This is a genomic window from Kocuria palustris, from assembly GCF_007666205.1.
Taxonomy (GTDB): Bacteria; Actinomycetota; Actinomycetes; order Actinomycetales; family Micrococcaceae; genus Kocuria; species Kocuria palustris_A.
This window is the reverse complement of the sequence record NZ_VDOR01000003.1, coordinates 277,278-304,198: the sequence shown is the minus strand read 5'-3', so window position 1 is coordinate 304,198 and position 26,921 is coordinate 277,278. Positions and strand designations below refer to the sequence as shown.

Annotated in this window: 24 protein-coding genes; 22 read left to right on the top strand and 2 right to left on the bottom strand. The window is 72.8% G+C overall.

Going from position 1 to position 26,921, the window contains the following annotated elements; translation table 11 throughout:
- Window positions 1-22 precede the first annotated feature (22 nt).
- From rho to FSY66_RS05585, 4 genes are all read left to right on the top strand, one after another.
- Window positions 23-2,239 (top strand): transcription termination factor Rho, encoded by a 2,217-nt coding sequence (gene rho, locus FSY66_RS05600; RefSeq protein WP_144792031.1) that lies wholly within the window; start codon window positions 23-25, stop codon window positions 2,237-2,239.
- 158 nt (window positions 2,240-2,397) lie between these two features.
- Entirely contained in the window at window positions 2,398-3,519 is a 1,122-nt protein-coding gene (gene prfA / locus FSY66_RS05595; protein ID WP_186304431.1) for a peptide chain release factor 1, read from the top strand.
- Window positions 3,519-4,382, top strand: coding sequence for a peptide chain release factor N(5)-glutamine methyltransferase (prmC, locus tag FSY66_RS05590; RefSeq protein WP_144792028.1), 864 nt, complete (start codon window positions 3,519-3,521; stop codon window positions 4,380-4,382). Before prfA ends, prmC begins: the two co-directional genes overlap by 1 nt.
- A 46-nt stretch (window positions 4,383-4,428) precedes the next feature.
- Complete coding sequence (locus FSY66_RS05585) at window positions 4,429-5,724, top strand: L-threonylcarbamoyladenylate synthase (protein ID WP_260853489.1); 1,296 nt, start codon at window positions 4,429-4,431, stop codon at window positions 5,722-5,724.
- Window positions 5,725-5,802: 78 nt separating this feature from the next.
- Here the strand turns inward: FSY66_RS05585 and FSY66_RS05580 are convergent, their stop codons facing one another.
- On the bottom strand, window positions 5,803-6,774 hold the full coding sequence (locus tag FSY66_RS05580; RefSeq protein ID WP_144792024.1) for an NAD-dependent epimerase/dehydratase family protein: 972 nt from the start codon (window positions 6,772-6,774) through the stop codon (window positions 5,803-5,805).
- A gap of 236 nt (window positions 6,775-7,010) precedes the next feature.
- Here FSY66_RS05580 and FSY66_RS05575 point away from each other — a divergent pair, with 236 nt between their 5' ends.
- The 15 genes from FSY66_RS05575 to murA all read left to right on the top strand — a co-directional run bounded on the left by FSY66_RS05575 (window position 7,011) and on the right by murA (window position 22,321).
- Entirely contained in the window at window positions 7,011-8,870 is a 1,860-nt protein-coding gene (locus tag FSY66_RS05575; protein WP_144792022.1) for a glycosyltransferase, read from the top strand.
- Between the two features lie 152 nt (window positions 8,871-9,022).
- A complete protein-coding gene (locus FSY66_RS05570; protein WP_144792020.1) occupies window positions 9,023-11,053 on the top strand; it encodes a polysaccharide biosynthesis protein in 2,031 nt (676 codons plus the stop codon).
- Window positions 11,050-12,177, top strand: a complete 1,128-nt coding sequence (locus FSY66_RS05565; RefSeq protein ID WP_144792018.1) for an MraY family glycosyltransferase — start codon at window positions 11,050-11,052, stop codon at window positions 12,175-12,177. The genes FSY66_RS05570 and FSY66_RS05565 overlap by 4 nt, the downstream gene beginning before the upstream one ends.
- The gene (locus FSY66_RS05560; RefSeq protein ID WP_144792016.1) at window positions 12,174-12,716 is read left to right on the top strand and encodes a hypothetical protein; all 543 of its coding nucleotides are present in this window, start codon (window positions 12,174-12,176) and stop codon (window positions 12,714-12,716) included. Before FSY66_RS05565 ends, FSY66_RS05560 begins: the two co-directional genes overlap by 4 nt.
- Window positions 12,713-13,108, top strand: a complete 396-nt coding sequence (locus FSY66_RS12535; protein WP_186304429.1) for a hypothetical protein — start codon at window positions 12,713-12,715, stop codon at window positions 13,106-13,108. The genes FSY66_RS05560 and FSY66_RS12535 overlap by 4 nt, the downstream gene beginning before the upstream one ends.
- Before the next feature lie 14 nt (window positions 13,109-13,122).
- Window positions 13,123-13,899 (top strand): F0F1 ATP synthase subunit A, encoded by a 777-nt coding sequence (gene atpB, locus FSY66_RS05550; RefSeq protein ID WP_144792209.1) that lies wholly within the window; start codon window positions 13,123-13,125, stop codon window positions 13,897-13,899.
- A 119-nt stretch (window positions 13,900-14,018) separates the two neighbouring features.
- Window positions 14,019-14,228, top strand: coding sequence for an ATP synthase F0 subunit C (locus FSY66_RS05545; protein ID WP_144792014.1), 210 nt, complete (start codon window positions 14,019-14,021; stop codon window positions 14,226-14,228).
- Between the two features lie 54 nt (window positions 14,229-14,282).
- Complete coding sequence (locus FSY66_RS05540) at window positions 14,283-14,828, top strand: F0F1 ATP synthase subunit B (protein ID WP_144792012.1); 546 nt, start codon at window positions 14,283-14,285, stop codon at window positions 14,826-14,828.
- Entirely contained in the window at window positions 14,825-15,640 is an 816-nt protein-coding gene (locus FSY66_RS05535; protein ID WP_144792010.1) for a F0F1 ATP synthase subunit delta, read from the top strand. The genes FSY66_RS05540 and FSY66_RS05535 overlap by 4 nt, the downstream gene beginning before the upstream one ends.
- 115 nt (window positions 15,641-15,755) lie before the next feature.
- Window positions 15,756-17,402, top strand: a complete 1,647-nt coding sequence (atpA, locus tag FSY66_RS05530; protein WP_144792008.1) for a F0F1 ATP synthase subunit alpha — start codon at window positions 15,756-15,758, stop codon at window positions 17,400-17,402.
- Between the two features lie 63 nt (window positions 17,403-17,465).
- Entirely contained in the window at window positions 17,466-18,383 is a 918-nt protein-coding gene (locus FSY66_RS05525; protein ID WP_144792006.1) for a F0F1 ATP synthase subunit gamma, read from the top strand.
- A gap of 64 nt (window positions 18,384-18,447) precedes the next feature.
- Entirely contained in the window at window positions 18,448-19,914 is a 1,467-nt protein-coding gene (atpD, locus tag FSY66_RS05520; RefSeq protein WP_144792004.1) for a F0F1 ATP synthase subunit beta, read from the top strand.
- 2 nt (window positions 19,915-19,916) lie between these two features.
- A complete protein-coding gene (locus FSY66_RS05515) occupies window positions 19,917-20,195 on the top strand; it encodes a F0F1 ATP synthase subunit epsilon (protein WP_144792002.1) in 279 nt (92 codons plus the stop codon).
- A gap of 93 nt (window positions 20,196-20,288) precedes the next feature.
- Window positions 20,289-20,795: a nucleoside deaminase gene (locus tag FSY66_RS05510; RefSeq protein WP_144792000.1), complete on the top strand. Its 507-nt coding sequence runs from the start codon at window positions 20,289-20,291 to the stop codon at window positions 20,793-20,795.
- Between the two features lie 251 nt (window positions 20,796-21,046).
- A complete protein-coding gene (gene murA, locus FSY66_RS05505; RefSeq protein ID WP_144791998.1) occupies window positions 21,047-22,321 on the top strand; it encodes a UDP-N-acetylglucosamine 1-carboxyvinyltransferase in 1,275 nt (424 codons plus the stop codon).
- A 66-nt stretch (window positions 22,322-22,387) separates the two neighbouring features.
- Here the strand turns inward: murA and nucS are convergent, their stop codons facing one another.
- On the bottom strand, window positions 22,388-23,083 hold the full coding sequence (nucS, locus tag FSY66_RS05500; RefSeq protein ID WP_144791996.1) for an endonuclease NucS: 696 nt from the start codon (window positions 23,081-23,083) through the stop codon (window positions 22,388-22,390).
- 154 nt (window positions 23,084-23,237) lie between these two features.
- Between nucS and FSY66_RS05495 the strand changes: the two genes are divergently transcribed.
- From FSY66_RS05495 to FSY66_RS05485, 3 genes are all read left to right on the top strand, one after another.
- The gene (locus FSY66_RS05495; RefSeq protein WP_144791994.1) at window positions 23,238-24,239 is read left to right on the top strand and encodes a co-chaperone YbbN; all 1,002 of its coding nucleotides are present in this window, start codon (window positions 23,238-23,240) and stop codon (window positions 24,237-24,239) included.
- A 157-nt stretch (window positions 24,240-24,396) separates the two neighbouring features.
- Window positions 24,397-25,191, top strand: coding sequence for an ABC transporter ATP-binding protein (locus FSY66_RS05490; RefSeq protein ID WP_144791992.1), 795 nt, complete (start codon window positions 24,397-24,399; stop codon window positions 25,189-25,191).
- The gene (locus FSY66_RS05485; protein ID WP_144791990.1) at window positions 25,173-26,873 is read left to right on the top strand and encodes a hypothetical protein; all 1,701 of its coding nucleotides are present in this window, start codon (window positions 25,173-25,175) and stop codon (window positions 26,871-26,873) included. Before FSY66_RS05490 ends, FSY66_RS05485 begins: the two co-directional genes overlap by 19 nt.
- The last annotated feature ends 48 nt before the right edge of the window (window positions 26,874-26,921 follow it).

Sequence of the window (26,921 nt, the reverse complement as noted above, 5' to 3'; positions counted from 1 at the left end):
GCCGAGGGAGAAGGAAACCTTCGTGACCGATTCCACCGACCTGACCCCAGGTGCGGAGCAGTCCGCCGATCAGCCCCAGGGCACGGGGCTGTCCGGGCTCAAGCTCGCCCAGCTGCAGGCGCTGGCCGCCCAGCTCGGCATCACCGGCGCCCGTCGCATGCGCAAGTCGCTGCTGGTCGACGCCATCCAGGCCCATCAGCGCGGCGGCGCCGTCGCCGAGCGCGATGCCGAGGTGGCCGAGAAGATCGAGCAGACCGCGCAGCGGGCGGCGGCGAAGGCCCAGACCGGCGACGACGCCGGCTCCTCGGCCCAGCGCGGCGCCGAGCAGGACGCCGAGTCCGCCGACCTGCCCGAGGTCTCGGCCCGCACGGGCCGCGGCCGCCGCGCGTCCGGCTCCGCCGGGGCCCCTGCCGAGCAGAAGGGCGCGGAGCAGAAGGACTCCGGTCCGAAGGACGACGCGAAGGACGCCGAGCAGGGCGACGCCGCGCAGGATGCGCAGGACGACCAGCAGCGCTCCGAGGGCGGGCGCCCGTCGCGCTCCCAGCGCCGCGGCCGGGGGCGCCAGGGCGGCTCCGAGGAGCAGTCCGGCGACCAGCAGGGCGATGATCGCCGCGACGGCGGCCGCAGCTCCTCCGACGCCGACGAGCAGCAGAAGGGCCGCTCCCGTCGCGACGGCGGACGCGACTCCGAGGCGGAGTCCTCGGAGGACGGCGGACGCCGACAGAACGGCCAGAACGACGCCGCTCAGCAGGGCGACGGCGGCAAGGGCGGCCGGAACCAGAAGGGCCGCGGCAAGGGCCAGGGCGGCCAGAGCGGCGGCGACGGCCAGCAGGGCGGCAAGGGCCAGAACGGCGATGGCCAGCAGGGCGGCGGCAAGGGCCAGAACGACGGCGGCAAGGGCGGCAAGCAGCAGTCCAAGCGCGCCGGCGGCGGCGACCAGAACGACGGCGACGAGGGCGGATCCCGCCGCAGCCGTCGCAACCGCAACCGCAACGACCGCGGCGGCGACCGTCGGAACAACCGCCGCAGCCGCGGCGGGAACGGCCCGGAGGTCGATGACACCGAGCTGACCGAGGACGACGTCCTGCTGCCCGTGGCCGGCATCCTGGACGTGCTCGACAACTACGCGTTCGTGCGCACCTCGGGCTACCTGCCCGGCCCGAACGACGTCTACGTCTCGCTGGCCCAGGTCAAGAAGAACAACCTGCGCAAGGGCGACGCCGTCGTCGGCGCCATCCGCGCCCCGCGCGAGGGCGAGGAGCACCACCGCGGGCAGCGGCAGAAGTTCAACGCGCTGGTGCAGCTGACCAGCGTGAACGGCAAGAAGCCGGAGGAGCAGGGCGATCGCACCGAGTTCTCCAAGCTCGTGCCGCTCTACCCGCAGGAGCGCCTGCGCCTGGAGACCGAGCCCAAGAAGGTCGGCCCGCGCGTCGTCGATCTGGTCTCGCCCATCGGCAAGGGCCAGCGCGGCCTGATCGTCTCCCCGCCCAAGGCCGGCAAGACGCTGATGCTGCAGTCGATCGCGAATGCGATCACCGCGAACAACCCCGAGGTCCACCTCATGATGGTGCTCGTCGACGAGCGCCCCGAGGAGGTCACGGACATGCAGCGCACGGTCAAGGGCGAGGTCATCGCCTCGACCTTCGACCGCCCGGCCGACGACCACACCACGGTCGCGGAGCTGGCGATCGAGCGCGCCAAGCGCCTCGTGGAGCTGGGCATGGACGTCGTCGTGCTGCTGGACTCGATGACCCGCCTGGGCCGCGCCTACAACCTCTCGGCGCCGGCCTCGGGCCGCATCCTCTCCGGCGGCGTGGACTCGGCGGCGCTGTACCCGCCGAAGCGTTTCTTCGGCGCGGCGCGCAACATCGAGAACGGCGGCTCGCTGACCATCCTGGCCACCGCCCTGGTGGAGACCGGGTCCAAGATGGACGAGGTCATCTTCGAGGAGTTCAAGGGCACCGGCAACATGGAGCTGCGGCTGTCCCGCCAGCTGGCGGACAAGCGCATCTTCCCGGCCGTCGACGTCAACTCCTCCGGCACGCGCCGCGAGGAGAACCTCATGGGCGCCGACGAGCTGCGGATCATGTGGAAGCTGCGTCGCGTGCTCTCGAGCCTCGACCAGCAGCAGGCCCTCGAGCTGCTGACCAACAAGCTGCGCGACACGCAGTCGAATGCGGAGTTCCTCATGCAGGTCCAGAAGACCACGCTGAACGTGAAGGCGGACGACGACCGCTGACCCGCCCGCGCCCAGCCCCGGCGACCGCCTGCCGCGCAGTCGGTCGCCGGGGCTGAGTCGTCCCGCAGCACCCGCATCGCCCGGACAGCCGCGTCCGGCCGCCCCGCCCGGGCGGCCGCCGGGGCCCGCGGCCGCACCGCCACCAGGAGATCCCTCCCGTGACCGATCACGACGCCCACGAGGACACCGGGCCCCTCGACGCCCTGCTGCAGGAGCACGAGCAGCTCCAGCAGCGCCTGGCGGATCCCGCCGTGCACGCGGATCAGCTGCTCGCGCGGCGGCTCAACCGCCGGTACGCCGAGCTCGACCGGGTGGCCGAGGCGCACCGGGAGCTCGAGCGCCTGCGCGCGGATCTCGGCACGGCCGAGGAGCTCGCCGCCGAGGCACCGGAGTTCGCGGCCGAGGCCGAGCAGCTGCGCGCGCGGATCGATCCCGCCCGCGAGCACCTGCGCCGGCTGCTGATCCCGCGCGATCCCGACGACGCCCGCGACGCGATCCTGGAGATCAAGGCGGGGGAGGGCGGCGCCGAGGCGGCGCTGTTCGCCGGGGACCTGCTGCGCATGTACCTGCGCTACGCCGAGGCACAGGGCTGGAAGACGGAGGTCCTCTCCGACACCCCTGCGGATCTGGGCGGGCACAAGGACGTCCAGATCGCGGTCAAGGGGCGGTCCCAGGACCCCGCCGAGGGGGTGTGGGCCCGGTTGAAGTACGAGGGCGGCGTCCACCGCGTCCAGCGGGTGCCCGCGACCGAGTCCCAGGGCCGCATCCACACCTCAGCCGCCGGCGTCCTGGCCTTCCCCGAGGCCGACGCCCCGGAGGAGGTCGAGCTCGTGCAGAACGACCTGAAGATCGACGTGTACCGCTCGTCCGGGCCCGGCGGCCAGTCCGTGAACACGACCGACTCCGCGGTGCGCGTCACCCACCTGCCCACGGGCATCGTCGTCGCCATGCAGAACGAGAAGTCCCAGCTGCAGAACAAGGAGGCGGCCATGCGCGTGCTGCGCGCCCGCATCCTGGCCCACCAGCAGGAGCAGCGCGACGCCGAGGCCTCGCAGGCCCGCCGCAGCCAGGTGCGCACGATGGACCGCTCCGAGCGGGTCCGCACCTACAACTTCCCCGAGAACCGGATCGCGGATCACCGCACGGGGTACAAGGCGTACAACCTGGACGCGGTGCTCGACGGCGCGCTGGGCCCGGTCATCGACTCGGCGATCGAGCTCGACGAGCGGCACCGGCTCGAGGCGATCGGGCAGGGCGCCGGATCCCAGGGCGGCGCCTGATGGCCGAGACCCTGGCCCAGGCGCTGCGGCGGGGCACCGAGCAGCTCTCCCGCGCCGGCGTCACCGCGGCCGAGGCGGACGCGATCGCGCTCGCCGGGCACCTGCTCGGCCTGGACCGCGGCGAGGTCTCGGCGCGGGCCATCATCGGGGCACCCGCGCCCGAGGGCTTCGGCGAGCTCGTGGAGCGCCGGGCCGCCCGGGAGCCGCTGCAGCACATCGTGGGCACCGCGCCCTTCCGCCGCCTGGAGATCGCGGTCGGCCCGGGGGTCTTCGTCCCGCGCCCGGAGACCGAGCTGCTCGTCGAGCTGCTGATCGACCGGCTGCGCGACGAGCAGGCCGAGGGCCTGGCCCGCCCGGTGGTCGTGGACCTGTGCACGGGCTCCGGGGCGATCGCCGCGGCCGTGGCCGACGAGGTCCCCCACGCCGAGGTCCATGCGATCGAGCTGGACCCGGACGCGCTGGAATGGGCGCATCGCAATCTCGACGGCCGCCGGGTGACCCTGCGGGCCGGCGATGCCACCCGGGTGCCCGAGGACCTGCGCGGGCGCTGCGCGGCCGTCGTGTCGAATCCGCCGTACGTCCCGGGGGCCGAGCCGATCACCCAGCCGGAGGTCGCCGACCACGACCCGGCCGTCGCCCTGTGGGGCGGCGGGGACGACGGCATGCAGATGCCCCGGCGCATCCTGCATGCCGCGGCAGGCCTGCTGCGTCCCGGGGGGTGGTGCGTGCTCGAGCATGCGCAGTCGCAGGAGGACGCGATGGCCGGGGCGTTCCGCGCCGCGGGGCTGGAGGCGGTCCAGGGCCATCACGACCTCGCCGGCCGGCCCCGGGCCACCAGCGGCGTCCTGCCGGAGCGGCCCTGAACCGGCGCATCCCGGGCCGGGGCGGCGGAGTGCAACAATGAGCGACGTGAACGAGACCCCCAGCGACGAGCCCCAGAACAGCACCGACCCGCAGCGCGAGGACGCACGGAGCACCGACGCGGGCCGCGCCGGCCCGCAGGAGCAGGGCGAGGACCGCCGGCCGACGGCTCCCGGGCAGGCGCAGTCCGCGGACGAGGCCCAGCCCGACGAGGACGCTCCGTTGCCCGCCGAGTTCTTCACGATCACGGGCGAGCGCTCGCGCGCGGCAGCGGTGGATGCGGCCCGTCGCGAGCTGGCCCGGCACGAGGTCGTCGTGATGCCCACGGACACGGTGTACGGCATCGCCGCCAATGCGTTCTCCGCCCGGGGCGTCGAGCGGCTCCTGGAGGCCAAGGGCCGCGACCGCACCATGCCGCCGCCCGTGCTCATCGCCCACGCCGGGGTCCTGGAGGGGCTGGCCGACGAGGTCTCGGAGGAGGCCCGCGCCCTGGCCCAGGCGTTCTGGCCGGGAGGCCTGACCCTGATCTGCCACGCGCAGCCCTCGCTGCAGTGGGATCTCGGCGAGACGCGGGGCACGGTCGCCCTGCGCGTGCCGGACGACGCCGTCGCGCAGGCCCTGCTGCAGGAGACGGGCCCGCTCGCGGTGTCCTCGGCGAACCGGACCGGGATGCCCGCGGCCGTCACGGCGGAGCAGGCGCGCGAGATGCTCGGCGACTCGGTGCGCGTGTACCTCGAGGACGGCCCGCGCACCGAGGGCATGGACCCGGCGCCCTCGGGTGTCGCTCCCGCGCCGGTCTCCTCCACGATCGTCGACTGCACGGGCGGGACGCCGGTCGTCGTGCGCCACGGCCGGATCTCCCTGACGCGCCTCCGGGAGATCGTGCCGTCCGTGATCGGGGACGGCGGCTCCGGCGCCGCGCCCGGGACGGCCGAGGCCGGCGGCGCACCCGCGCAGGAGCCGACGCAGCCGCCGGAGGACGAGCAGGCCGCGGCGGAAGGAGCCTCGAGCGGCGGAAGCACCGTCGCCGATCCGGAGATCGGGATCGTCGAGCAGGCCCGGGCCGAGCAGGAGCGCTCCGAGGACCGGGAGGCGGACTTCACGGGCGCGCGGACCGCCGGCGCTTCGACGGCCGCCGCGGTGGTGGCCGCCGGTGGACGGCGCGCCGCGTCATCGTCGCGCGGCGCCCCGGATCAGGACCGCACGCGCACGAGCGCGCCGTCCTCCGAGGAGACCCGTCCGCTCGGGGTCGCCGAGGCCAGCGCCCTCGTGGCCTTCAGCGCACCGGGCGACGATGCGCCGACGGGGCAGCTGCGCGACACGGGGGTGGATCAGCAGCGCTGACCCGGCAGGGCCGGCGGCGCCGCGCCGATGACGCGCGCCCGCCGCGGCGCGATGCGGACGCGGCATGCGGGGAAGCGCTCAGCCGGCCTGATCCGTGTGCACGGCGCGCAGCACCGGCGTGATGGCCGGCGCGGGCAGCAGCCCGTGCTCCTGGACCCAGCCCGGGACCTGCTGCTGGCCGAACCACGTGACCTCGATCCGCCGCAGGGCGCCGTGCCAGCGGCTTCCGGCCGCGCTCGAGACGAGATGCCCGAGGCTCAGGGCCGCCCGGCACAGGACGGCGGGCAGGTGCCGGGGCTCGCGGCGCCCGGCATCGCGCAGGATCGACGCCGTCGTGGCGCCTTCCCACGGCTGCAGCAGGATCCGCGGCAGCTCGCCCTCGTGCGTGCCGAGGGTCTCCACGAGCTCGGCCAGCGCCTCGACCGAGGTGACGGGCGTGTGCGCGGTGCCGGCGCCGGCCACCGAGCTGAACGGCGACCCGGCGAACCTCGCCAGCCGCCGGGTGGTGCGCCGCCCGCGGCCCTGGACGGATGTGGCGCGCAGCAGCACCAGCTCCGGGAGGGCGGTGCGGTCCCCGGCGTCGCGCTCGAGCACGCGCAGCAGAGCGCGCTCCGCCAGGGCCTTGGAGAAGGAGTAGGGGGAGAAGGGATCCGTCTGCTCGGTCTCGTCGAGGCAGTCCGCGCTGCCCTGGACCGCGGCGGTCGACAGGTGGATCACCCGGGTGGCCCCCGTGCGCTCCGCCGCGGCGAGGATCAGCAGGGGCAGCAGCGCGTTGGCGCCCACGAGCGCGTCCTGATCGGAGCCGTCCGGCTGGGCCATGCCGGCGGCGTTGACGACGACGTCCGCTCCGGCGAACGAGTCGGCGAGGTAGTCGATGACGGATTCGAGGTCCCGCGCGCGCTCCATCAGGTGGTGCACGGTCCGAGCGCTGCTCGACAGCCGAGGCGCCGAGACGCGCTGGACGGCATGCCCCTGGGCCTCGAGCCGGGCGGTGATCGCCGAGCCCGCGAACCCGCTGCCTCCCACGACTCGCCAGTTCCTCGCCGTCATGAGCTGTCTCCTGTCTGCCGTCGGGAGCCGCGGCGCCGCGGCCTCATCGCTGCTCATCGTACAGACGGCACCGCGCGCGACAGGCCCGCGGGCGGCCTCAGGAATGCCCCGGTTCGGTCCCAGATGGAGCGGAGGAACCGGTGCTACTGTTCCGGAGATCTCAGGGGCCGCCGGACAGCCGTGGGCTGCACGGCGCACCGTCCGCGGCTCGTCTTCCCCCGGTGAGGAGCTGTGCTGTGCCCGACTCTGCACGAGAGCCCGTGGTCGCGGCCGTCGTCGTGAGCTGCAATCGACGCGACCTGCTGTCCACGACGCTGCAGGGCCTGGCCTCCGGCCGGCGGGTCCCCGACGTCCTCGTCGTCGTGGACAACGCCTCCGAGGACGGCGCCCCGGCCGTCGTCGAGCAGTTCGCCGCGACCGTCGCGGGGCGCCCCGGGGCCGCCCCGGAGGTCGACCTGATCCGCCTGCCGCGCAACGTCGGGGGAGCCGGGGGCTTCACCGTCGGTCTGGACCGGGCCGCCCACCACCACCGCGCCGATCTCGTCTGGGTCATGGACGACGACACCGAGCCCCTCGAGGACACGCTGTCCACGGCACTGGCGGCCTGGCGGGACTACGACCCGGAGGGCGGCCGTCGTCCGGCGTTCGTGGCCAGCCGCGTGCTGTGGACCGACGGGTCCGATCACCCCATGAACTCGATGATCGAGCGCATCGGGGCGGGCAGGCGGCGCCGGCGCCTCGCGGAGGCCGTCGGGGCTCGCACGATCCGCTCCGGCTCCTTCGTGTCCCTCCTGCTCGACGGCGACGCCGTCCGGGCGGCCGGCGCCCCGTACGCGGACTTCTTCATCTGGAACGACGACTTCGAGTACTCGACCCGCCTGGCCCGGTGGGGCGATGCGGTCCAGCTGCCGGCCTCCCAGGTCGTGCACCACACGCGCAGGCCGGTGACCACGGACGTCGATCCCGGGCCGCGCTTCTACTACGACGTGCGCAACAAGCTCTGGGTCTTCACCCGCAGCGCCTCGCTGGCCCCGTGGGAGAAGGTTCTCTACGGCGGCGCGACGGCCCGGCTGTGGCTGCGGACGCTGCGCCGGTCCCGGGAGCGCGGGCAGGTCCTGCGCCGCCTCGGGGCGGGCGTGCGCGACAGCCTCCGGGCCCCGCGCGGCAATGCGGAGGTCCTCGACGGGGTGTGGGCCCTGCAGGGCCCTGGGACGGACGGGCCGAGCGCGGCGTCGGATGCTCCGGCGGGGGAGGGCGAGCTGCCGCCGTTCTCCCTGCTGCTGCCCGTCTACGACGGCGACTCCCCGGAGCGCTTCCGGCGAGCCGCCCTGTCCTCCGCGCTGGAGCAGACCGTCCGCCCGTCCCAGGTCGTGATCGTGCGCGACGGCCCGGTGCGGCCGCAGCTGCAGTCCGTGCTGGACGAGATCACCGCGCAGCTGCGGGCAGCGCAGCCGCCGATCGAGGTCGTGCGCGCGGACCTGCCCGCCAACCGGGGGCTGACCGCCGTCCTCCGCCACGGCCTCGCCCTGTGCTCCCACGACGTGATCGCCCGGGCCGATGCCGACGACGTCTCCTACCCGGGGCGCTTCGCGGCCCAGCTGCCGCTGATCGCCGGAGGCGCGGATCTGGTCGGGTCCTCGATGCACGAGATCGACGACCGGGAGGAGGTCCTCGCCGTCCGCGCGGCTCCCACGGGGAGGCAGCGCATCCAGGAGGTCTCCCGGCTGCGCAATCCCGTCTCCCATCCCACCGTCGTCTTCCGCCGCCGGGCGGTCGACGCCGTCGGCGGCTACCAGGAGGTCCCCCTCGCGGAGGACTACTGGCTGTGGGTCCGGCTGCTGCGCGCGGGGGCCGACGTCCGCAACGTCGCCGAGCCGCTCGTGGGCTACCGCGTCTCCGACGGGGCCTACCGCCGCCGCGGCGGTCCGGAGGTCTTCGCCGCGGAGATGCAGCTGCAGTCGCGGCTGCACGCCATCGGGCACATCAGCCGGCTCGAGCTGGCCCGCAACATCGTGGTGCGCGGCGGCTACCGCTTCATCCCCCGCCGGCTGCGCGAGCGCAGCTACCGCGCGCTGGTCCGCGCCCGCGCCGCCTGAGCGGCTGCGCCCTGGCGGGGCACTTCCCGGCTGGGAGCGCGAGAGCGCCTAGTCTGGGACGACCGCAGGCGCGGATCCCGCGGCCTCCCGGCTCTGCCGGCACGCGGCATCCGCACCGCCCATCCTCACCGTCCAAGGAGGGACCGACCTCGATGCAGTCATCGCACGACGGAGACGGCGCCGCAGCCGTCCCGCGGGGATCCTCCTCCGCCGCCTCCGGCACGGGCCGCGCGGGGACCGCGGAGAAGCCCCCGGCCTGGCTGTGGATCCAGATGATCCTGGACTCGCTGTCCTGGATCGCGGCGATGATCGTGGCGCTGGTGCTGCGCTACGAGCTGCACCTCGAGTTCATCAGCACGTGGGGGATCCTGCTGGTGTGCGCGGTCGCGGTCGTCGCGCAGCTGGCGGTGGGCTACTCGTTCGCGCTGTACCGGGGCCGCTACTCCTTCGGCAGCTTCGACGAGGCCAAGCTGCTGGTCGTCGTGACGCTGATCGTGGCGGCCGTCGTGCAGATCCTGCTGCTCGTCGCGGGACCGTCGATCGGCGTCCCCCGCTCGGTCGGGCTGATCGCGTTCCCCTTCGCGTGCCTGCTCATGGCGGCCTTCCGCTACCTCAAGCGCATGTACCAGGAGTCCCGGTCCAAGCCGGGCGAGGCCGCTCAGCACGTGGTCGTCTACGGGGCAGGGCAGTCCGGGACCTTCATCATCCAGCGCATGATGCAGGATCCGGACTCCGAGTACCTGCCCGTCGGGATCATCGACGACGACCCTGCGAAGAAGCACCTGCGCATCTCCTCCGTCCCCGTGCTCGGCACGCTCGACGACGCGACCCGCGTTCTCGAGCAGACGCGCTCGCAGATCCTGCTCGTGGCCATGTCGGGGGCGGACTCGAAGAAGCTGCAGCGCGTGGCCGACACCGTGGCCGGGACGGGCACGCGGGTCATGACCGTGCCGCCGCTGAGCAGCATGCTGACCGGCTCCGGCACGCGCGTGGACATCCGCGACGTCAATCTCGAGGACCTCATCGGCCGCAGCCCGGTGGACATCGACGCCCAGGGCATCTCCGGCTACGTCACCGGCCGGCGCGTCCTGGTGACGGGTGCCGGCGGGTCGATCGGCTCCGAGCTGTGCCGCCAGCTGCTGGCCTTCGAGCCCGGCGAGCTCATGATGCTGGACCGCGACGAGACCAACCTCCAGTCCACCCAGATCTCCATCACGGGCCGGGGCCTGCTCGACGGCCAGGACACGGTGCTGGCCGACATCCGCGACGCCGAGGCCCTCGAGCGCATCTTCGTTGAGCGCCGCCCGGAGGTCGTCTTCCACGCCGCCGCGCTCAAGCACGTCTCCCTGCTCGAGAGCTACCCCGACGAGGCCTGGAAGACCAATGTGCTCGGCACCCTGAACGTGCTCGAGGCGGCCCGCCGCGCCGACGTCGGCGTCTTCGTCAACGTCTCGACCGACAAGGCCGCCAACCCCACGACCGCCCTGGGGCACTCCAAGCGGGTCGCGGAGAAGCTCACCGCCTGGATGGCGCAGCAGACGGGCCGGCGCTACGTCTCGGTGCGCTTCGGCAACGTGTTCGGCTCCCGCGGGTCGATGCTGCCGCTGTTCACCGAGCAGATCCGCCAGGGCGGGCCCATCACCGTGACCGATCCGGAGGCCACGCGGTACTTCATGACGATCCCCGAGGCCTGCCAGCTCGTGGTGCAGGCAGGGGCGATCGCCCGGGGCGGCGAGGTGCTGATCCTGGACATGGGGGAGCCCGTGCGGATCATCGACATCGCCGAGCGGCTGCGCACCCTCTCGGGCCGCGAATCGGTCGAGATCGTGATCACGGGCCTGCGGCCCGGGGAGAAGCTGCACGAGGAGCTCATCGGGCTCGGGGAGTCCGACGAGCGGCCCTTCCACCCCAAGATCTCGCACGCCCGGGTGGCCGCGCTGTCGCCCGAGGGCCTCGACCGGCACACCTGGAAGCTGCGGGGGAACATGCCCACCACGGGCATGATCCCCGTCGTCCGCTCGCACACCCAGCCCTCGCCCACGGACTTCCGCTCCGCGCGACGCGAGTCCAGCTCGGTGCACGACATCACGCGCAAGGACGATGCCGAGGGCAGACGCCCCGGCGAGGACGCCCCGCAGCTCGACGCCGCCCGTGCACCCCGCGACCGGGACACCGCCTCATGATCGCCGCCGCGCCGCTGGCCGCCCAGGAGCCCGCTCCGCCCTCGGTCCTCTCGACGGATCCGGGCGCCTGGCCCACGCCCGACGAGCTGCAGACCCTCCTGCGCCTGGCGCTGTCCTTCGGCACCGCCGCCCTCGTGCTGAGCCTGCTCCTGCCGCTGGCCGTGAAGCCCGTCCTGCGCCGGCTCGGCGTCGTGGACATCCCCAACGAGCGCTCCTCGCACACGCGCACGGTGATCCGGGGCATGGGCCTGGCCGTGGCGGTGGCCGTGGTGGTCGTGCAGCTGCTGGCCGTGGCCCTGGGCGCCGTGGCCGTCGACCGCTCGGTCGCGCTCGTCGTGCTCACGGGCACCGCACTGGCCGCCGCGCTCGGCTGGACGGAGGACATCCGCGGCCTCTCGGTGCGCTGGCGCCTGGCCGGGCAGCTGCTCATCGGGGCCGGCTGCGCGGGGGCACTGACCCTCATCCTGGAGACCGGCATCTGGTGGTGGCCCGTGTGCGCGGTCGCCGTGGTGGCCTACATCAACGTCGCCAACTTCATGGACGGCGTCAACGGCATCTCCGGGATGCACGGCTTCGTCGTGGGGCTGGTCTACTCGTGGGCCGGGGCCTCCAACGACATGCCCTGGATGATCGTCGCGGGGCTCGTCGTGGCCTTCGCCTTCCTGGGCTTCCTGCCCTGGAACTTCTCCCGCGACTCGGTCTTCCTGGGCGACGTCGGGTCGTACCTGCTCGGGGGATCCCTGATCCTGATCGCGATCGCCGCGTTCCTGTCCGGGGTCTACGTCGAGTACCTGCTGCCCGCGCTGTCGGTCTACCTGGCAGACACCGGCTGGACCCTGCTGCGCCGGATCCGCCGCGGCGAGGCGTGGTGGCGCCCGCACCGCGAGCACGTCTACCAGCGGCTGACCGACGTCGGGCTCTCCCACGCCGCCTCGTCGCTCACGGTCGCCGCGTTCACCCTGGTCTGCTCGCTGATCGGCCTGGCGGGCCTGTGGCTGCACGGGCTGCCCGCCGTCGTCCCCGGTGTCGCCGTCCTGCTGGTGCTCGTGCTGTACCTGAGCCTTCCCCGGATCCTCGACCGGGGCCGGACGCGCCCCGGGGCCCCGCACAGGGCCGGCGCGTGACGCGCCCGAGCGCCGGCCGCGGGCCGATGCGCACCGTCCCGGGCAGCCCCTGGGCGGTGATGCTGCGCCACGCGGCCCTGCCCGCGCTGATCGCCCTGCTCGCCGTGGTCGCCCTGGCCGCGGCCGTCGACGGCGCGGACGCCGCCGGCAGCGCCGGTGTCGCAGGCGCTGCGGTGCTGGCCCCGTTCGCCGCGACCGGGCTGATCCTGTGGGCCGCGAGCAGGGTGTCGCCGCAGGCGCCGGCCCTGGCCATGGTCAGCAGCTACGTGGTCCTGGTGCTGCTGGGCGCGGTGCTGCTGGCCGTCGTGACGACGCCCGCCTGGATCCGCGGGGCTTGGGCGCTCGCCGCGGCCGTGGCCCAGGTCGTCGTGTGGCTGGCCGGCACCGCCGCGGGACTGCGCCGGGCGCGGCTGCCGGTCTACGACCTGCCGCAGGCGTCGCAGGAACGGCTGCCGCGGGACCATGCCGGAAGCACTGCAGGCGGGCCCGGACAGGGCCGCGGGAGCGGGCCTCGCCGCCGAGAGGAGCATCGATCATGACTGATCAGGACAGGGACCCGAGCACGGGCCCGACGAGCCGCCGCAGCCGGCTGCGCGACGACCATCTCAACAGCACCGCGGAGCTCGTGCAGGCCGGCGGCAACCGCGGCGCACTGGGCATCATGCTGTACCTGGTGATTGGGACCGCATTCTGGGGTCTGATAGGATTCCTGCTGGATTACCTGGTGGGAACAGAGTGGATCGTGTTCCTCGGAGCAGGCATCGGCCTGGCCGCCGGCATCGCTCTGTCCTACCTCCGCTTGCAGTCCGGACTGCGGACCACTGACGATCCCCAGGACGACGATGGCGCCGCCCGGAACCGCCGAAACGCCCCGTACCCCACCTCCGCGCAGCGAGGCGGACACGGCGGCAGCAGAAAGGACCGCCCGTGATCTTCGCGCCGCCCATGGAGGGGACAGGTCTCCAGGCCCCGACGGTTGAGGACATGCACCTCCCGCCGTTCTTCGAGATCGGATCCTTCGCCTTCGGCAAGCAGATGCTGCTCATCCTGCTCTCCGTGGTGCTGATCGCGGCGTTCTTCATGTGGGCCATCCGGCGCCAGGCCCTGGTCCCGTCCAAGCCGCAGTACCTCGGCGAGGTCGGCTACGACTTCGTGCGCAACTCCCTGGGCCGCGAGCTGATCGGCGAGAAGGAGTTCCGGCCCTGGCTGCCGCTGCTGTTCAGCTTCTTCTTCTTCATCCTGGTGAACAACCTGTTCGGGTCCATCCCGCTGCTGCAGCTGCCGACGCTCTCGCACGCCGGCTCCGCCTACGTCCTGGCGATCCTGGCCTACGTGATCTGGGTCGGCGCGGGCATCCGCCGCCACGGCCTCGGGAAGTTCGCCCGCAAGATGACCATGCCGGAGGGCGTCCCCCCGGTCCTGTACATCATCCTGATCCCGATCGAGTTCCTCTCGAACATGATCATCCGCCCGGTGACCCACGCCCTGCGTGTGTTCGCGACCATGTTCGCCGGTCACATGGCGATCATGGTGGCCGCCGCCCTGATGGGGCACCTGTTCTCCAACGTCGGCGGCTTCGGCGGCGCCCTGGGCGGGATCGGGTCGCTGCTGCTCGGCGTCTTCATCTACTTCCTGGAGCTGCTGATCCAGGTGCTGCAGGCCTACATCTTCACGCTGCTGTTCGCGGTCTACGTCGACGGCGCGCTGAAGGAAGGGCACTGACCCCACAGACTTGGTTCGGCAGCGACCGAGCCACACGCGGAGTACCGCTCCGACCTGTCAACCGCCATTCGTGGCACACCGCTCGCGCACCGCGGGCAGTCTGAAAGGAAACTCCAAGAATGGATATCACTGGTTCGCTCTCCGCCATCGGCTACGGTCTCGCTGCCATCGGCGGCGGCATCGGCGTGGGTCTGATCTTCGCCGCGTACATGCAGGCCGTCTCCCGCCAGCCGGAGGCCCAGCGCGTCCTTCAGCCCATGCTGTTCATGGGCTTCGCCGTGGTCGAGGCCCTGGCCATCCTGGGTCTGGTCCTCGCCTTCATCATGTGATCTTCGCTCTGGAAGCGACCATGACCCGAGACGAAGAGAACAGGACCGTCGTCCATGACCACTGACATCACGGCAGCCGGAGAGAATCCGCTGGTGCCCGACGGCTGGGAGATGCTGATCACCCTCATCGGGTTCCTCGTGCTCCTGTTCGTCGCCACCAAGTGGATCGTCCCGATGTTCGAGCGCACCTACGCCGAGCGCAGCGAGGCGATCGAGGGCGGGCTCGCCAAGGCCGAGAAGGCGCAGGCAGAGGCCGACCGCGCCCGTGACGAGTACAACCAGCAGCTGGAGAGCGCTCGTCTCGAGGCGCAGAAGATCCGCGAGGAGGCCCGCCTCGAGGGCGAGAAGATCCTGGCCGACTTCAAGGACCGCGCGAACAGCGAGTCCGCGCGCATCACGGAGAAGGCCCACACGGAGATCGCCGCCGAGCGCTCCGCCGCGGCCCTGTCGCTGCGCACCGAGGTCGGCTCGCTGGCCACCCAGCTCGCCTCCAAGGTCGTCGGCGAGTCGCTGTCCGACGACGATCGCTCGCGGCGCGTCATCGATCGGTTCATCTCCGAGCTCGAGAGCGCCCCGGCCGATCAGGGTGCGCAGAAGTGAGCGCCGCACGGTCCGGGCTCGGCCGCGCCGATGCGGCGTCGCTGCTGCGCCCGTGGGCGCAGCAGGCGCACTCGACGCAGGCGCGTGAGCTGTTCGACGCGCTCGAGGCCGTGCAGGGCAACGATCTGCTGCGGCGCTCGCTGACGGATCCCTCCCGCTCCGGCGAGGAGCGCGGCGCCCTGGCCCGCCGGATCTTCGGATCCGCCTTCGGGGATGCCGCCACCGGGATCCTGGAGATGCTCTCCGCCCGCACCTGGGCCACCGAGGACGCGTTCGTCGAGGGCCTCGAGTCCGCGGCCGTCGTGCATGCCGGCCTGGCGGCCGAGCGCCGCCTCGGGGCCGAGGGCCTGGACGGCGTCGTCGACGACGCCCTGGGCACGCAGGCGCTCCTCGAGGAGGACCCGCAGCTGCAGCAGGCGCTGACCGACGCCCGCGCTCCCCGCGAGGCCAGGCTCCGACTGCTGGACCGCGTCGCGCCGTCGCTGGGGGAGGAGGGCCGCCTGCTCGCCGAGCAGGCCGTCCTGACCCCCCGGGAGCACCGGCCGCACCGCGTGCTGGCAGACTGGGCCCAGCTGCTCTCCGAGGTCCGCGAGGGCGGCATCGCCCGCGTGCGCTACGCGGGAGCACTCGACGACGCTCAGGTCGAGCGTCTGCGCGGCGCGCTGTCGCGGCTCTACGGCCGCGACCTGAAGATCGTGCTCGACGAGGACCGCACGCTGGTCGGGGGTCTGCGGATCACCGTCGGCGACGAGGTGATCGACGGCTCCGTGGCCGGGCGGCTCGACGAGCTGCAGTCGCGCATGCGGGCCTGACCCGAGCCACCGGACGACGCACACCGCGCTCCGCCGGTCGGGCAGAAGCCGACCGCACAGACGAAACAGCTGGTCATCGCCACGATGATCACGAACGAGGAAGCAGGGACACGAGATGGCCGAAGTGACCATCAATGCCGATGAGGTCCGCAGCGCGCTCCAGGAGTTCGCGGCGTCCTACGATCCCGGCACGACCGAACGCACCGAGACCGGCCGCGTCACCAGCGCCGCCGACGGCATCGCCCGAGTCGAGGGACTGCCGTCGGTCATGGCCAACGAGCTGCTGCGCTTCGAGAACGGCGCCCTGGGCCTGGCCCAGGACCTGGACGTCCGCGACCTCGGCGTGGTCGTCCTGGGCGACTTCCGCGAGATCGAGGAGGGCCAGAGCGTCGAGCGCACCGGGGAGATCCTCTCCGTGCCGGTCGGCGACGCCTTCCTCGGCCGCGTGGTCGACACCCTGGGTCAGCCGATCGACGATCTCGGCCCGATCGAGGCCGAGGGCCGTCGCGCCCTGGAGCTGCAGGCTCCGGGCGTGACCATGCGCAAGTCGGTCCACGAGCCGCTGCAGACCGGTCTGAAGGCCATCGACGCGATGGTCCCGATCGGCCGCGGGCAGCGCCAGCTGATCATCGGCGACCGCCAGACCGGCAAGACCGTCATCGGCATCGACACCATCCTCAACCAGCGGGAGAACTGGGAGAGCGGCGATCCCGAGAAGCAGGTCCGCTGCATCTACGTGGCCATCGGCCAGAAGGCCTCCACGGTCGCGGGCATCCGCAAGACCCTCGAGGACAACAACGCGCTCGAGTACACGACCATCGTGGCCGCCTCGGCCTCCGACTCGGCGGGTCTGAAGTACCTCGCCCCGTACGCCGGCTCGGCCATCGGCCAGCACTGGATGTACGGCGGCAAGCACGTCCTGATCATCTTCGACGACCTGTCCAAGCAGGCCGAGGCGTACCGCGCCACCTCGCTGCTGCTGCGCCGCCCGCCGGGACGCGAGGCCTACCCGGGCGACGTCTTCTACCTGCACTCCCGCCTGCTCGAGCGCTGTGCCAAGCTCTCGGACGAGCTGGGCGCGGGCTCGATGACCGGCCTGCCGATCGTCGAGACCAAGGCCAACGACGTCTCGGCGTTCATCCCGACGAACGTCATCTCCATCACCGACGGCCAGATCTTCCTGCAGTCGGACCTCTTCAACGCGGATCAGCGCCCCGCGGTCGACGTCGGCATCTCGGTGTCGCGCGTCGGCGGCGCCGCGCAGATCAAGGCCATGAAGAAGGTCTCCGGCACGCTGAAGCTGGACCTCGCGGCCTACCGCTCCATGCAGGCCTTCGCGATGTTCGCCTCGGACCTGGATGCGGCCTCGCGCCAGCAGCTGACCCGCGGCGCCCGCCTGATGGAGCTGCTGCGCCAGAAGCAGTACTCGCCGTACCGCGTCGAGGACCAGGTCGTCTCGATCTGGGCCGGTGCCAACGGCCACCTGGACGACATCGAGGTCGCCGACGTCCTCGACTTCGAGCAGGCCCTGATCGACCAGGTCCGCCGCACGACCAACGTGACGGACTCGATCGCCTCCACCGGCAAGCTCGAGAGCGACGCCGTCGAGGCCCTCGAGACGGCCGTGGCCGAGGTCAAGCGCGACTTCCGCGGGACCAACCGGGACAACCACGCACCGGGCCACGAGGAGAGCGCTCCGCTGTCCGACGACGAGGTCGGCCAGGAGCAGATCTCCGCCGGCGGCAGCACTCGCGCCAACTGACGCCTGCCCCCGGTGCGCCGCGCTGCGGGCGCGGCGCACCGGGCGGCACAGAAAGGAAGCTTCATGGGAGCCCAGATCCGGGTCTACCGTCAGAAGATCTCCTCCACGCAGTCGATGAAGAAGATCTTCAAGGCGATGGAGATGATCGCGACCTCGCGCATCAGCAAGTCGCGGGAGCGGCTGGCCGCGGCCTCGCCCTACGCGAATGCGCTGACCCGCGCGCTGTCGCAGGTGCTGTCCCAGTCCGGGACGTCGAGCCATCCGATGCTCAACCAGCGCACCGAGACCTCGCGGCGCTCGGCCGTCGTCGTCTTCAGCTCGGACCGCGGACTCGCCGGCTCCTACTCGGCCAACGTCCTGAAGAAGACCGACTCCCTGCTGGCCCGCTTCGCGGATCAGGGCACCGAGCCGACGCTGTACGTCATCGGCCGCAAGGCCAAGCAGAACTTCGACTTCCGGGGCCGCGGCTACGAGCAGGCGCTCGAGGGCAACACGGACAACCCCGAGCCGGAGCGCGCCGAGGAGCTGGCCGACATGCTGGTCGAGCTCTACACGAAGCCCTTCGACGAGGGCGGCATCGACGAGATCCACCTCGTCTACACGCGCTTCGAGTCGCTGGTCAAGCAGGACCCCGTGGTCGTGCGCCTGCTGCCCCTCGAGGTCGTGGACGCCAACGCGCTGCAGGACGAGGTCGCCGAGAACTACGGCGAGGTCTCCACGGCGGACACCGGCTTCGAGTTCGAGCCCTCGCCGGAGGAGTTCCTGGACAAGGCCCTGCCCCGGTACATCCGCGCGCGGATCTACTCCAGCATGTGCCACGCGGCGGCCTCCGAGCTGGCCTCGCGCCAGCGCGCCATGAAGGCAGCCGGAGACAACGCGGGCGAGCTGATCAACAAGTACACGCGCCTGATGAACAACGCCCGCCAGGCCGAGGTCACCACGGAGCTCACGGAGATCGTCTCGGCCTCCGAGGCCCTGTAGCCCCGGACCCTCCGCCGGGCCGCCGCATTCCCCAACGCCACCCACGAACAGTGAAGTGAGAGACATGTCTTCCACCATCAACGAGCAGGACACCACGCCTGTCGCTGGCGCCGCCGTCGGCCGCGTCGCCCGCGTCAAGGGCTCGGTCGTCGACATCGAGTTCCCCGAGAACCAGATGCCGGAGATCTACAACGCGCTGACCACCGATCTGGTCTTCGAGGGCGAGCAGAAGACGATCTCCCTCGAGACCTCGCAGCACCTGGGCGGCAACCTGGTCCGCGCCATCTCGCTGCAGCTGACCGACGGCCTGGTCCGCGGCGCCGAGGTGCGCGACACCGGCGCCCCGATCTCCGTGCCCGTGGGCGACGTCGTCAAGGGACACATCTTCAACGTCGTGGGCGACTCCCTGGACATCCCGTCGGATCAGCTGGAGATCACCGACCGCTGGTCGATCCACCGCGATCCGCCCCCGTTCTCGGAGCTCGAGGGCGCGACCGAGATGCTGGAGACCGGCATCAAGTCGATCGACCTGCTGACCCCCTACATCCAGGGCGGAAAGATCGGCCTGTTCGGCGGCGCCGGCGTGGGCAAGACGGTGCTCATCCAGGAGATGATCACCCGTGTGGCCCGCAACTTCGGCGGCACCTCGGTGTTCGCCGGCGTGGGCGAGCGCACCCGCGAGGGCAACGACCTGTGGGTCGAGATGGAGGAGGCAGGGGTCCTCAAGGACACCGCCCTGGTGTTCGGCCAGATGGACGAGCCGCCCGGAACGCGTCTGCGCATCGCGCTGACCGGCCTGACCATGGCCGAGTACTTCCGCGACGTGCAGAACCAGGACGTGCTGCTGTTCATCGACAACATCTTCCGCTTCACGCAGGCGGGCATGGAGGTCTCGACGCTGCTGGGCCGCATCCCCTCGGCCGTGGGCTACCAGCCCACGCTGGCCGACGAGATGGGCGTCCTGCAGGAGCGCATCACGTCGACCCGCGGCCACTCGATCACCTCCATGCAGGCGATCTACGTGCCCGCTGACGACTACACCGACCCGGCGCCGGCGACGACGTTCGCCCACCTCGATGCGACCACCAACCTGTCGCGCGACATCGCCTCCCGCGGCCTGTACCCCGCGATCGACCCGCTGGCCTCGACCTCGCGCATCCTCGACCCGCAGTACGTGGGCCAGGAGCACTACGACGTCGCGACCCGCGTCAAGTCGATCCTGCAGGAGAACAAGGAGCTGCAGGACATCATCGCGATCCTCGGCGTCGACGAGCTCTCCGAGGAGCAGAAGGTCGTCGTCTCCCGGGCGCGGCGCATCGAGCAGTTCCTGTCGCAGAACACCTACACCGCCAAGCAGTTCACCGGCGTCGAGGGCTCCACGGTCCCGCTCAAGGAGACCATCGAGTCCTTCAAGAAGATCTGCGACGGCGAGCTGGACCACGTCCCCGAGCAGGCGTTCTACAACGTCGGCGGCCTGGACGACGTCATGGAGCAGTGGGATGAGATCAAGCGCTCCACCGGAGAGAAGTGACCATGGCTGATCCCCTGATCGTCGAGGTCGTCGAGGTCGCCCAGTCCGTGTGGAGCGGGGAGGCCCGGCAGGTCATCGTCAACACCACCGAGGGGGAGATCGGCATCCTGGCCGGTCACGTCCCGGTGGCTGGCGTCCTGCAGGAGGGCCGTGTGATCATCGATCCGATCGACGGCTCCCGCATCGAAGGGCGCATCGACGGCGGCATCCTCTCCGTCGACAGCAACCGCGTGACCATCGTGGCCGACCACTACTCCGAGGGCGCTGCCCCGCGGAAGTGAGCCCGTGAGCCGCCCGCCCCGTCCCGGATCCTCCGGGCGGGGCGGGCGGCTTCGTGCTGTGCGAGGGCCGCGCCCTCCCGAAGGAGCCCAGCAGTGCCCCAGAGCCCAGACCCGGACCCTCGGACCGAGCGCGAGCACCTCGCCGCGGCGGTGCGGCTGGCTGCGCAGGCCGTGGCCGACGGCGGCGGCCCGTTCGGCGCCGTCGTCGTGACGGCCGGCGGAGACCGCTACAGCGCGGTCAACGATGTGACGCGCACGTGCGACCCCACGGCCCACGCGGAGATCGGAGCCATCCGGGCGGCCTGCGCGGGGGAGGGGGTCTTCGCCCTGCACGGAGCCGTGCTCTACTCCTCGTGCCGGCCGTGCCCCATGTGCTTCACGGCGTGCCAGTGGGCGCGTCTGGAGCGCGTGGTCTACGCCGCGACCGACGAGCAGGCCGCGGCCGCCGGCTTCGACGATTCCCTGCTGCACCGTGCCGTGCGCCTCGAGGCGCAGCCTCCGACGCCCGTCGACCCCGCCTCGCCCGAGGCCCTGGCGGGGATCGACCCGGACCTGCCCTTCGAGCTGTGGCGCGCCTCGGACACGCGCGTCGACTACTGACCGGCCGCCGCAGGGCAGCGCGCAGGACCGAGCGGACTAGGATGCTGACACATCACCGACAGCGCATCCGGTGCGTCGGACATCCTGCGGCGCCCCTGCTCGTCATCGCGCGTCCCGTCGCCGACGCACGCGCGCACGCACCGGAATCCGCGGAACGACCCGGGCCCTGATCCGATCCCGGCGGCCGATCGCCGCCGCCGCGCCTCCGGCCCGGCGCCGGACCCCACAGACCCCCCCAGGAGACCCAGAGCATGGAAGACAAGATCGTCGTCCGCGGCCGCACCTCGGTCGACGGGACGCTGCCGGTCCACGGCGCCAAGAACAGCGTCCTGAAGCTGATGGCCGCGACGCTTCTGGCCGAGGGCCGTTCGCGCATCACGAACGTCCCGGCGATCCAGGACGTCACGATCATGGCCGAGCTGCTGCGCCGACTGGGGTGCCAGGTCGACTACGACCGAGCGGCCAGGGCGGTCACGATCGACGTCCCGGCCGAGCTGCACCACCAGGCGGACTACGACCTCGTGCGGGCCATGCGCGCGTCGATCTCGGTGCTCGGGCCGCTGACGGTGCGCAGCGGCGCGGCCGAGGTCGCCCTGCCCGGCGGCGACGCGATCGGCACGCGCGGGCTCGACATGCACCGCGCCGGCCTCGAGGCCATGGGCGCTCGGCTGCGCACGGAGGGCGGGTACCTCAAGACCTCGGTCGAGGGCCGGCTGCACGGTGCGCACTACCGCCTGCCGTACCCGTCGGTCGGGGCGACCGAGAACCTGATGACCGCGGCGGCTCTCGCCGACGGGGAGACCGTCCTCGACAACGTCGCGCGCGAGCCGGAGATCGTCGACATCTGCACGATGCTCGTGGACATGGGCGCCAGGATCGAGGGCGTGGGCACCTCGACCCTCACGATCACCGGCGTCGAGCGCCTCCAGCCGGTCGAGCACCGCACCGTCGCCGATCGCATCGTGGCGGGGACCTGGGCCTTCGCCGCGGCGATCACCGGCGGCACCGTCGTCGTGCAGGGGGCCGAGGCCGGGCACCTGGAGGTCGTGCTCGACAAGCTGCGCGACGCCGGCTGCCGGATCGACGTGCTCGACGACGGCTTCCGGGTCCAGGGTCCGGAGCGGCCCCGGCCGGTGAACGTCTCGACCTTCCCGTACCCCGGGTTCCCGACCGATCTGCAGCCCTTCGCCGTCGCGCTCAATGCGGTGGCGGAGGGGCCGGGCATGATCACCGAGAACGTCTTCGAGGCTCGCTGGGGCTTCACCGCGGAGCTCGAGCGGCTGGGGGCCGTCGTGCGCCTGGACGGGCACCACGCCTGGATCGACGGGGTCGAGTCCCTGTCGGGCGCCCCGGTCGAGGCCATGGACATCCGCGCAGGGGCCGCGCTGGTCATCGCCGGGATGCGCGCGGAGGGCGAGACGATCGTCGGGGGAGTCGAGCACATCGACCGCGGCTACGAGCACTTCGTGGAGCACCTCACCGCCGCCGGCGCGGCCGTCGACCGCAGGCTCCAGGGCGGCGTCTGACGGAACGGGCGCCGGATCCGTGCTCGGGTCCGCAGCCGGGGCGGGCGCGCCGCGGCGACGCGCGGCTCAGAAGAGCCGGGAGCCGACGTCGTCGACGCCGCGCATGGCGTCGTAGTCCAGGGCCAGGCAGTCGATGCCCCGGTCCGCGGCCAGGGTCCTGGCCTGCGGCTTGATCTGCTGGGCGGCGAAGATCCCCTTGACCGGGGCCAGGCGGGGATCGCGGTTGAGCAGCTCGAGATAGCGGGTGAGCTGCTCGACGCCGTCGATGTCGCCGCGGCGCTTGAGCTCGATGGCGATCGTTCCGCCGCGCGGATCCCTGGCCAGGATGTCCACGGGGCCGATCGCGGTGGGGAACTCGCGGCGCACGAGCGTGGTGCCGTCGGCGACCAGGTGGAGCTGCTCGGCCAGCAGGCGCTGCAGATCGGCCTCCACCCCGTCCTTGATCAGCCCGGGGTCGATGCCGAGATCGTGGGAGAGCTCGCCGTGGCGGGCGTGGATCAGCACGCGCAGGACGTCGTCGGACTTGGCGGCCTTCACGGTCCAGACCTCGGTGACCCCTGCGGCGGCCTGGTCCTCGTCGGGCGCGGTCTCGATCATCCGCGCCGGCGGGGACATCCAGTTCAGGGGCTTGTAGCTGCCGCCGTCGGAGTGCACGAGCACGGAGCCGTCGGCCTTCACGAGCAGGAGGCGGCGGGCCAGCGGGAGGTGGGCCTTGAGGCGGCCCTCGTAGTCGACGGAGCAGTCAGCGATCACACAGCGCACGGCCGACAGTCTCGCACAGCCCCTGCTCCGCCAGGGCACCGCGGTCGGGCCCCGCAGCGGTGCCCGACAGGAGGCCGGCGGCCCCGGTGCGCTGTCAGCGAGCACTGCGGCGACGACGCTCGCCAGGCGCGGGGGCCTCGATAGAGTTGTGCGCATGAGCATTCCGAGCGATCCCCGAAACCCTGCAGGAGCCGCGGGAGCCGCGGCAGAGTCCGCGCCCCAGGGCGGCCGGGAGCAGGACCTCCCGGCCTCGGTGCGCGGCGCCGTGGACCTGGGCCGATCCGGCGCCCAGGGCGGCGGCGCGGCGTCGGGCGGCTCCGGCACGTCCGGCGGCTCCGGCGCGGGCGGATACCGCCGCGATGTCGGCACCGCGGAGCAGTTCCAGGAGATCGCCGAGCAGTCCGACTCCGTGCCCGTGGTGCTCGTGCTGTGGGCCGGCTACTCGGAGCAGTCGCGCGCGTTCGTGGACCAGGTCGCCGGCGAGATCGACCGACGCGCCGGGCGCCTGCTGCTGGGGGCGGTGGACATCGAGCAGCTGCCGCAGGTCGCAGAGGCGCTGCAGGCGCAGTCGGTGCCCACCACGGTCGCGCTGATCGGCGGCCGCCCGGTGCCGATCGGGCAGTCCTCGATCCCCATGGACCAGCTGAGCTCCGTGCTCGACGAGCTGCTCCAGCTGGCCGAGCAGCACGGCGTCGCGGGGACCGCCGAGCCCTCCGCCGGCGAGGCGGAGGAGCAGAAGCCCCTGCCGCCCCTGCACCAGGAGGCGGTGGATCGTCTGGAGGCCGGCGACCTCGACGGGGCCAAGGACAGCTACGAGCGGGCCCTGCAGGAGAACCCGGGGGACCACGAGGCGAAGCTCGCCCTGGCCCAGGTCGAGCTCCTGCGCCGGGTGAGCCCCATGGACGCCGACGCCGTGCGCGCCGCGGCGGCCCAGGACCGCGGCGACATCGCCGCGCAGCTCGACGTCGCGGATCTCGACGTCTCCGGGGGCCACGTCGAGGACGCCTTCACCCGCCTCCTGCAGCTCATCCGCCGCACGGCAGGCGAGGACCGGGAGACGGTCCGGCAGCGGCTGATCGAGCTCTTCGACGTCGTGGGCTCGGAGGATCCCCGCGTGCTCGCGGCGCGCTCGCAGCTGATGCGCGCCCTGTTCTGAGCCGCGGCCGTCCCCGACCGTCGAGCCGCGGCGCTGGGTCGCCCCGTGCCGTGGAGTCAGCGCCGATCGTCGGTGCCGGCGGTCGGTGCCGCGCGCATCGTGCGCATCCGTCTCGAGGGGGAGGCGCCCGGGGCGTCGTCGTCCCTACCGTGGGGTCATGACTCAGACCTCGATCCCGCCCGCCCGGGCCGCGGTCAGCCTCAGAGGCCTCACCCGCGTCTTCGGTTCGCAGACCAGCCCGGCGGTGGCCGTCGACCGGCTCAGCCTGGATGTGCCCCGCGGGGCCTTCTACGGGCTGGTGGGCCGCAACGGCGCCGGCAAGACCACGGCCCTGTCGATGCTCACCGGCCTGCTCCGGCCCACCGAGGGACAGGCCGTGGTCTCCGGGATCGACGTCTGGGCCGAGCCTCGTGCGGCCAAGGCCAGGATGGGTGTGCTGCCCGACGGCGTGCGGCAGTTCGACCGCTTGGCCGGGCGCCAGCTCGTCACCTACTCCGGTCTGCTGCGCGGCATGGACCGGGAGACGGTCGCCGAGCGCACGGAGGATCTGCTCCAGGCCATGGACCTCGTGGAGGCCGCCGGCACCGCGGTGCAGGACTACTCGGCCGGCATGACCAAGAAGATCGCCCTCGCGGCGGCGATGATCCACGCTCCGGACGTGCTGGTCCTGGATGAGCCGTTCGAGGCCGTCGACCCGGTCTCGGCGGCCCGGATCCGCGAGCTGCTGCACAGCTTCGCCCGCGCCGGAGGCACGGTGATCGTCTCGAGCCATGTGATGGACCTGGTCCAGCGCATGTGCGATCACGTCGCGATCATGGACGACGGCGTGCTGCGGGCCGCCGGCACGGTCGACGAGGTCCGCGGGCAGCGCTCGCTCGAGGAGGTCTTCGTGGACGCCGTCGGCGGCGTCGAGGGCGCGGGGGAGGAGCTGTCGTGGCTGAGGCCCCGGTGAGCCCCCGCGGCGGCGCGCAGCACGATCCCGGGCCCTGGCACGGCGCGGCCTCGCCGCCGGCCCCGGGCACAGAAGCCGCTCCGGAGGGGCCGTCGAGCGTCACGACCGCGCGGCTGGTCATGGAGCTCAAAGCCCGGCTGACCGCTGCGGCCATGCAGCGTAGCGCCTGGACCATCGTGGGCACGGTCCTGGGCGGGCTCTACCTGCTGGGCATGGTGGCCTCCGGGGCCGTCGTGGCCTGGGTCGGCGGCGGGGGCTCCGAGCCCCGGGAGGTCGCGGTGCCGGTGGTGCTGGTCGGCACGGTCGCCACGATCGGCTGGTGGGCCGCCTCCCTGATCACGGGCCGGGCCGATGCCACGGTGCACGCCGGGCGCTTCGCCCTGTATCCCGTGCCGCGCTCCGGCCTGGCCCTGGGTCAGCTGCTCAGCGCGGCCGTCGGGCTCGCCGGGCCCGTCACGCTGCTGGGCCTCCTGGCGCTGAGCCTGGCCTGGCGCGCGAGCCCGGTCGCCCTGGCTTCCTCGATCGTGCTCATCCCCGTTGCCTGGGTGCTGATGGTGCTGGGCAATCGTTGCCTGGCCTCGGCCCTGGAGGGCGTGCAGCGCAGCCGTCTGCTCGGCGACGCGGGCGCCGTGCTCGGCCTGGCGCTCCTGGTCCTGATGGGGCCCGCGATCGGCGGTCTCACCGGCCTGGTGGCAGGGGGTGCGATCGACCTCGAGCGGATCGCCGCGGCCGCATCATGGACCCCCTGGGGCGCGCTGTGGGCGATCCCCGCCGACCTGGCCGAGGGATCCGTGCCGGGGGCCGCGGGCCGACTGGCCGTGACTGCGGCCACCGGGGTGGTCATGTGGCTGGTCTGGACGCGCCTGCTCGAGCGCTCCCTCGAGCATTCGACGGCCTCGGTGCGCGGGTCCGGCTCGCGCGTGCGCGGGGCGGGCCTGCTGGGCCGCGTGCCCGCGACGCCATGGGTGGCCGTGGCGGCGCGCAGCATCATCTACTGGCTCAAGGACCCGCGCTACGCGGCCTCGGTCGTGCTGATCCCCGTGATGCTGGGGCTGATGTGGTTCGCCTCCGGGTCGGGGGAGGGCGGCCCGCTGCTGCTCGCGGGCCCGATCGTGGCCGCCATGATGGGCTTCGCGATCTCGGCGGACGTGGCCTACGACCATTCGGCATTCAGCCTGCACGTGCTCAGCGGGGTCCGCGGTCGCGACGACCGCCTGGGCCGGCTGGTCTCCCTGTGCGTCGTGGGCGGGGCCCTGAGCATCGCGGCCCTGCTGTTCGGCGCTGCGATGACGCAGACCTGGCACCTGCTGCCCGCCGTGATCGGCATGAGCCTGCTCGGCCTGCTCGGCGGCGGCGGGATCAGCTGCGTGCTCTCGGCGCGCTACACCTATCCCGTGCCGCTGCCCGGGGACTCCCCGATGAAGACCCCGCCGGGGTTCACGCTGCTCAATGTCCTGGTGCAGCTGGCCGTGATGCTGCTGATCGGCGCGGTGATGTGCCTGGCGGGCATCCCGCTGGTCGTGCAGATGGCCACCGGACAGGCCCTGTGGGGATGGATCGGCCTGGGCGCCGGCGCACTCGGAGGCCTGGGGCTGGCCTGGGGCGGCGTGGTGGCCGGCGGCCGCTGGCTGGATGCCCGGGCTCCGGAGCTGTTCCAGCAGGTCTCCTCCTACCGCTCCTGAGCTCGCCTCCGCCCCTGCCGGGGGCGGGCGCCGGCGGGGGCGCCGGGC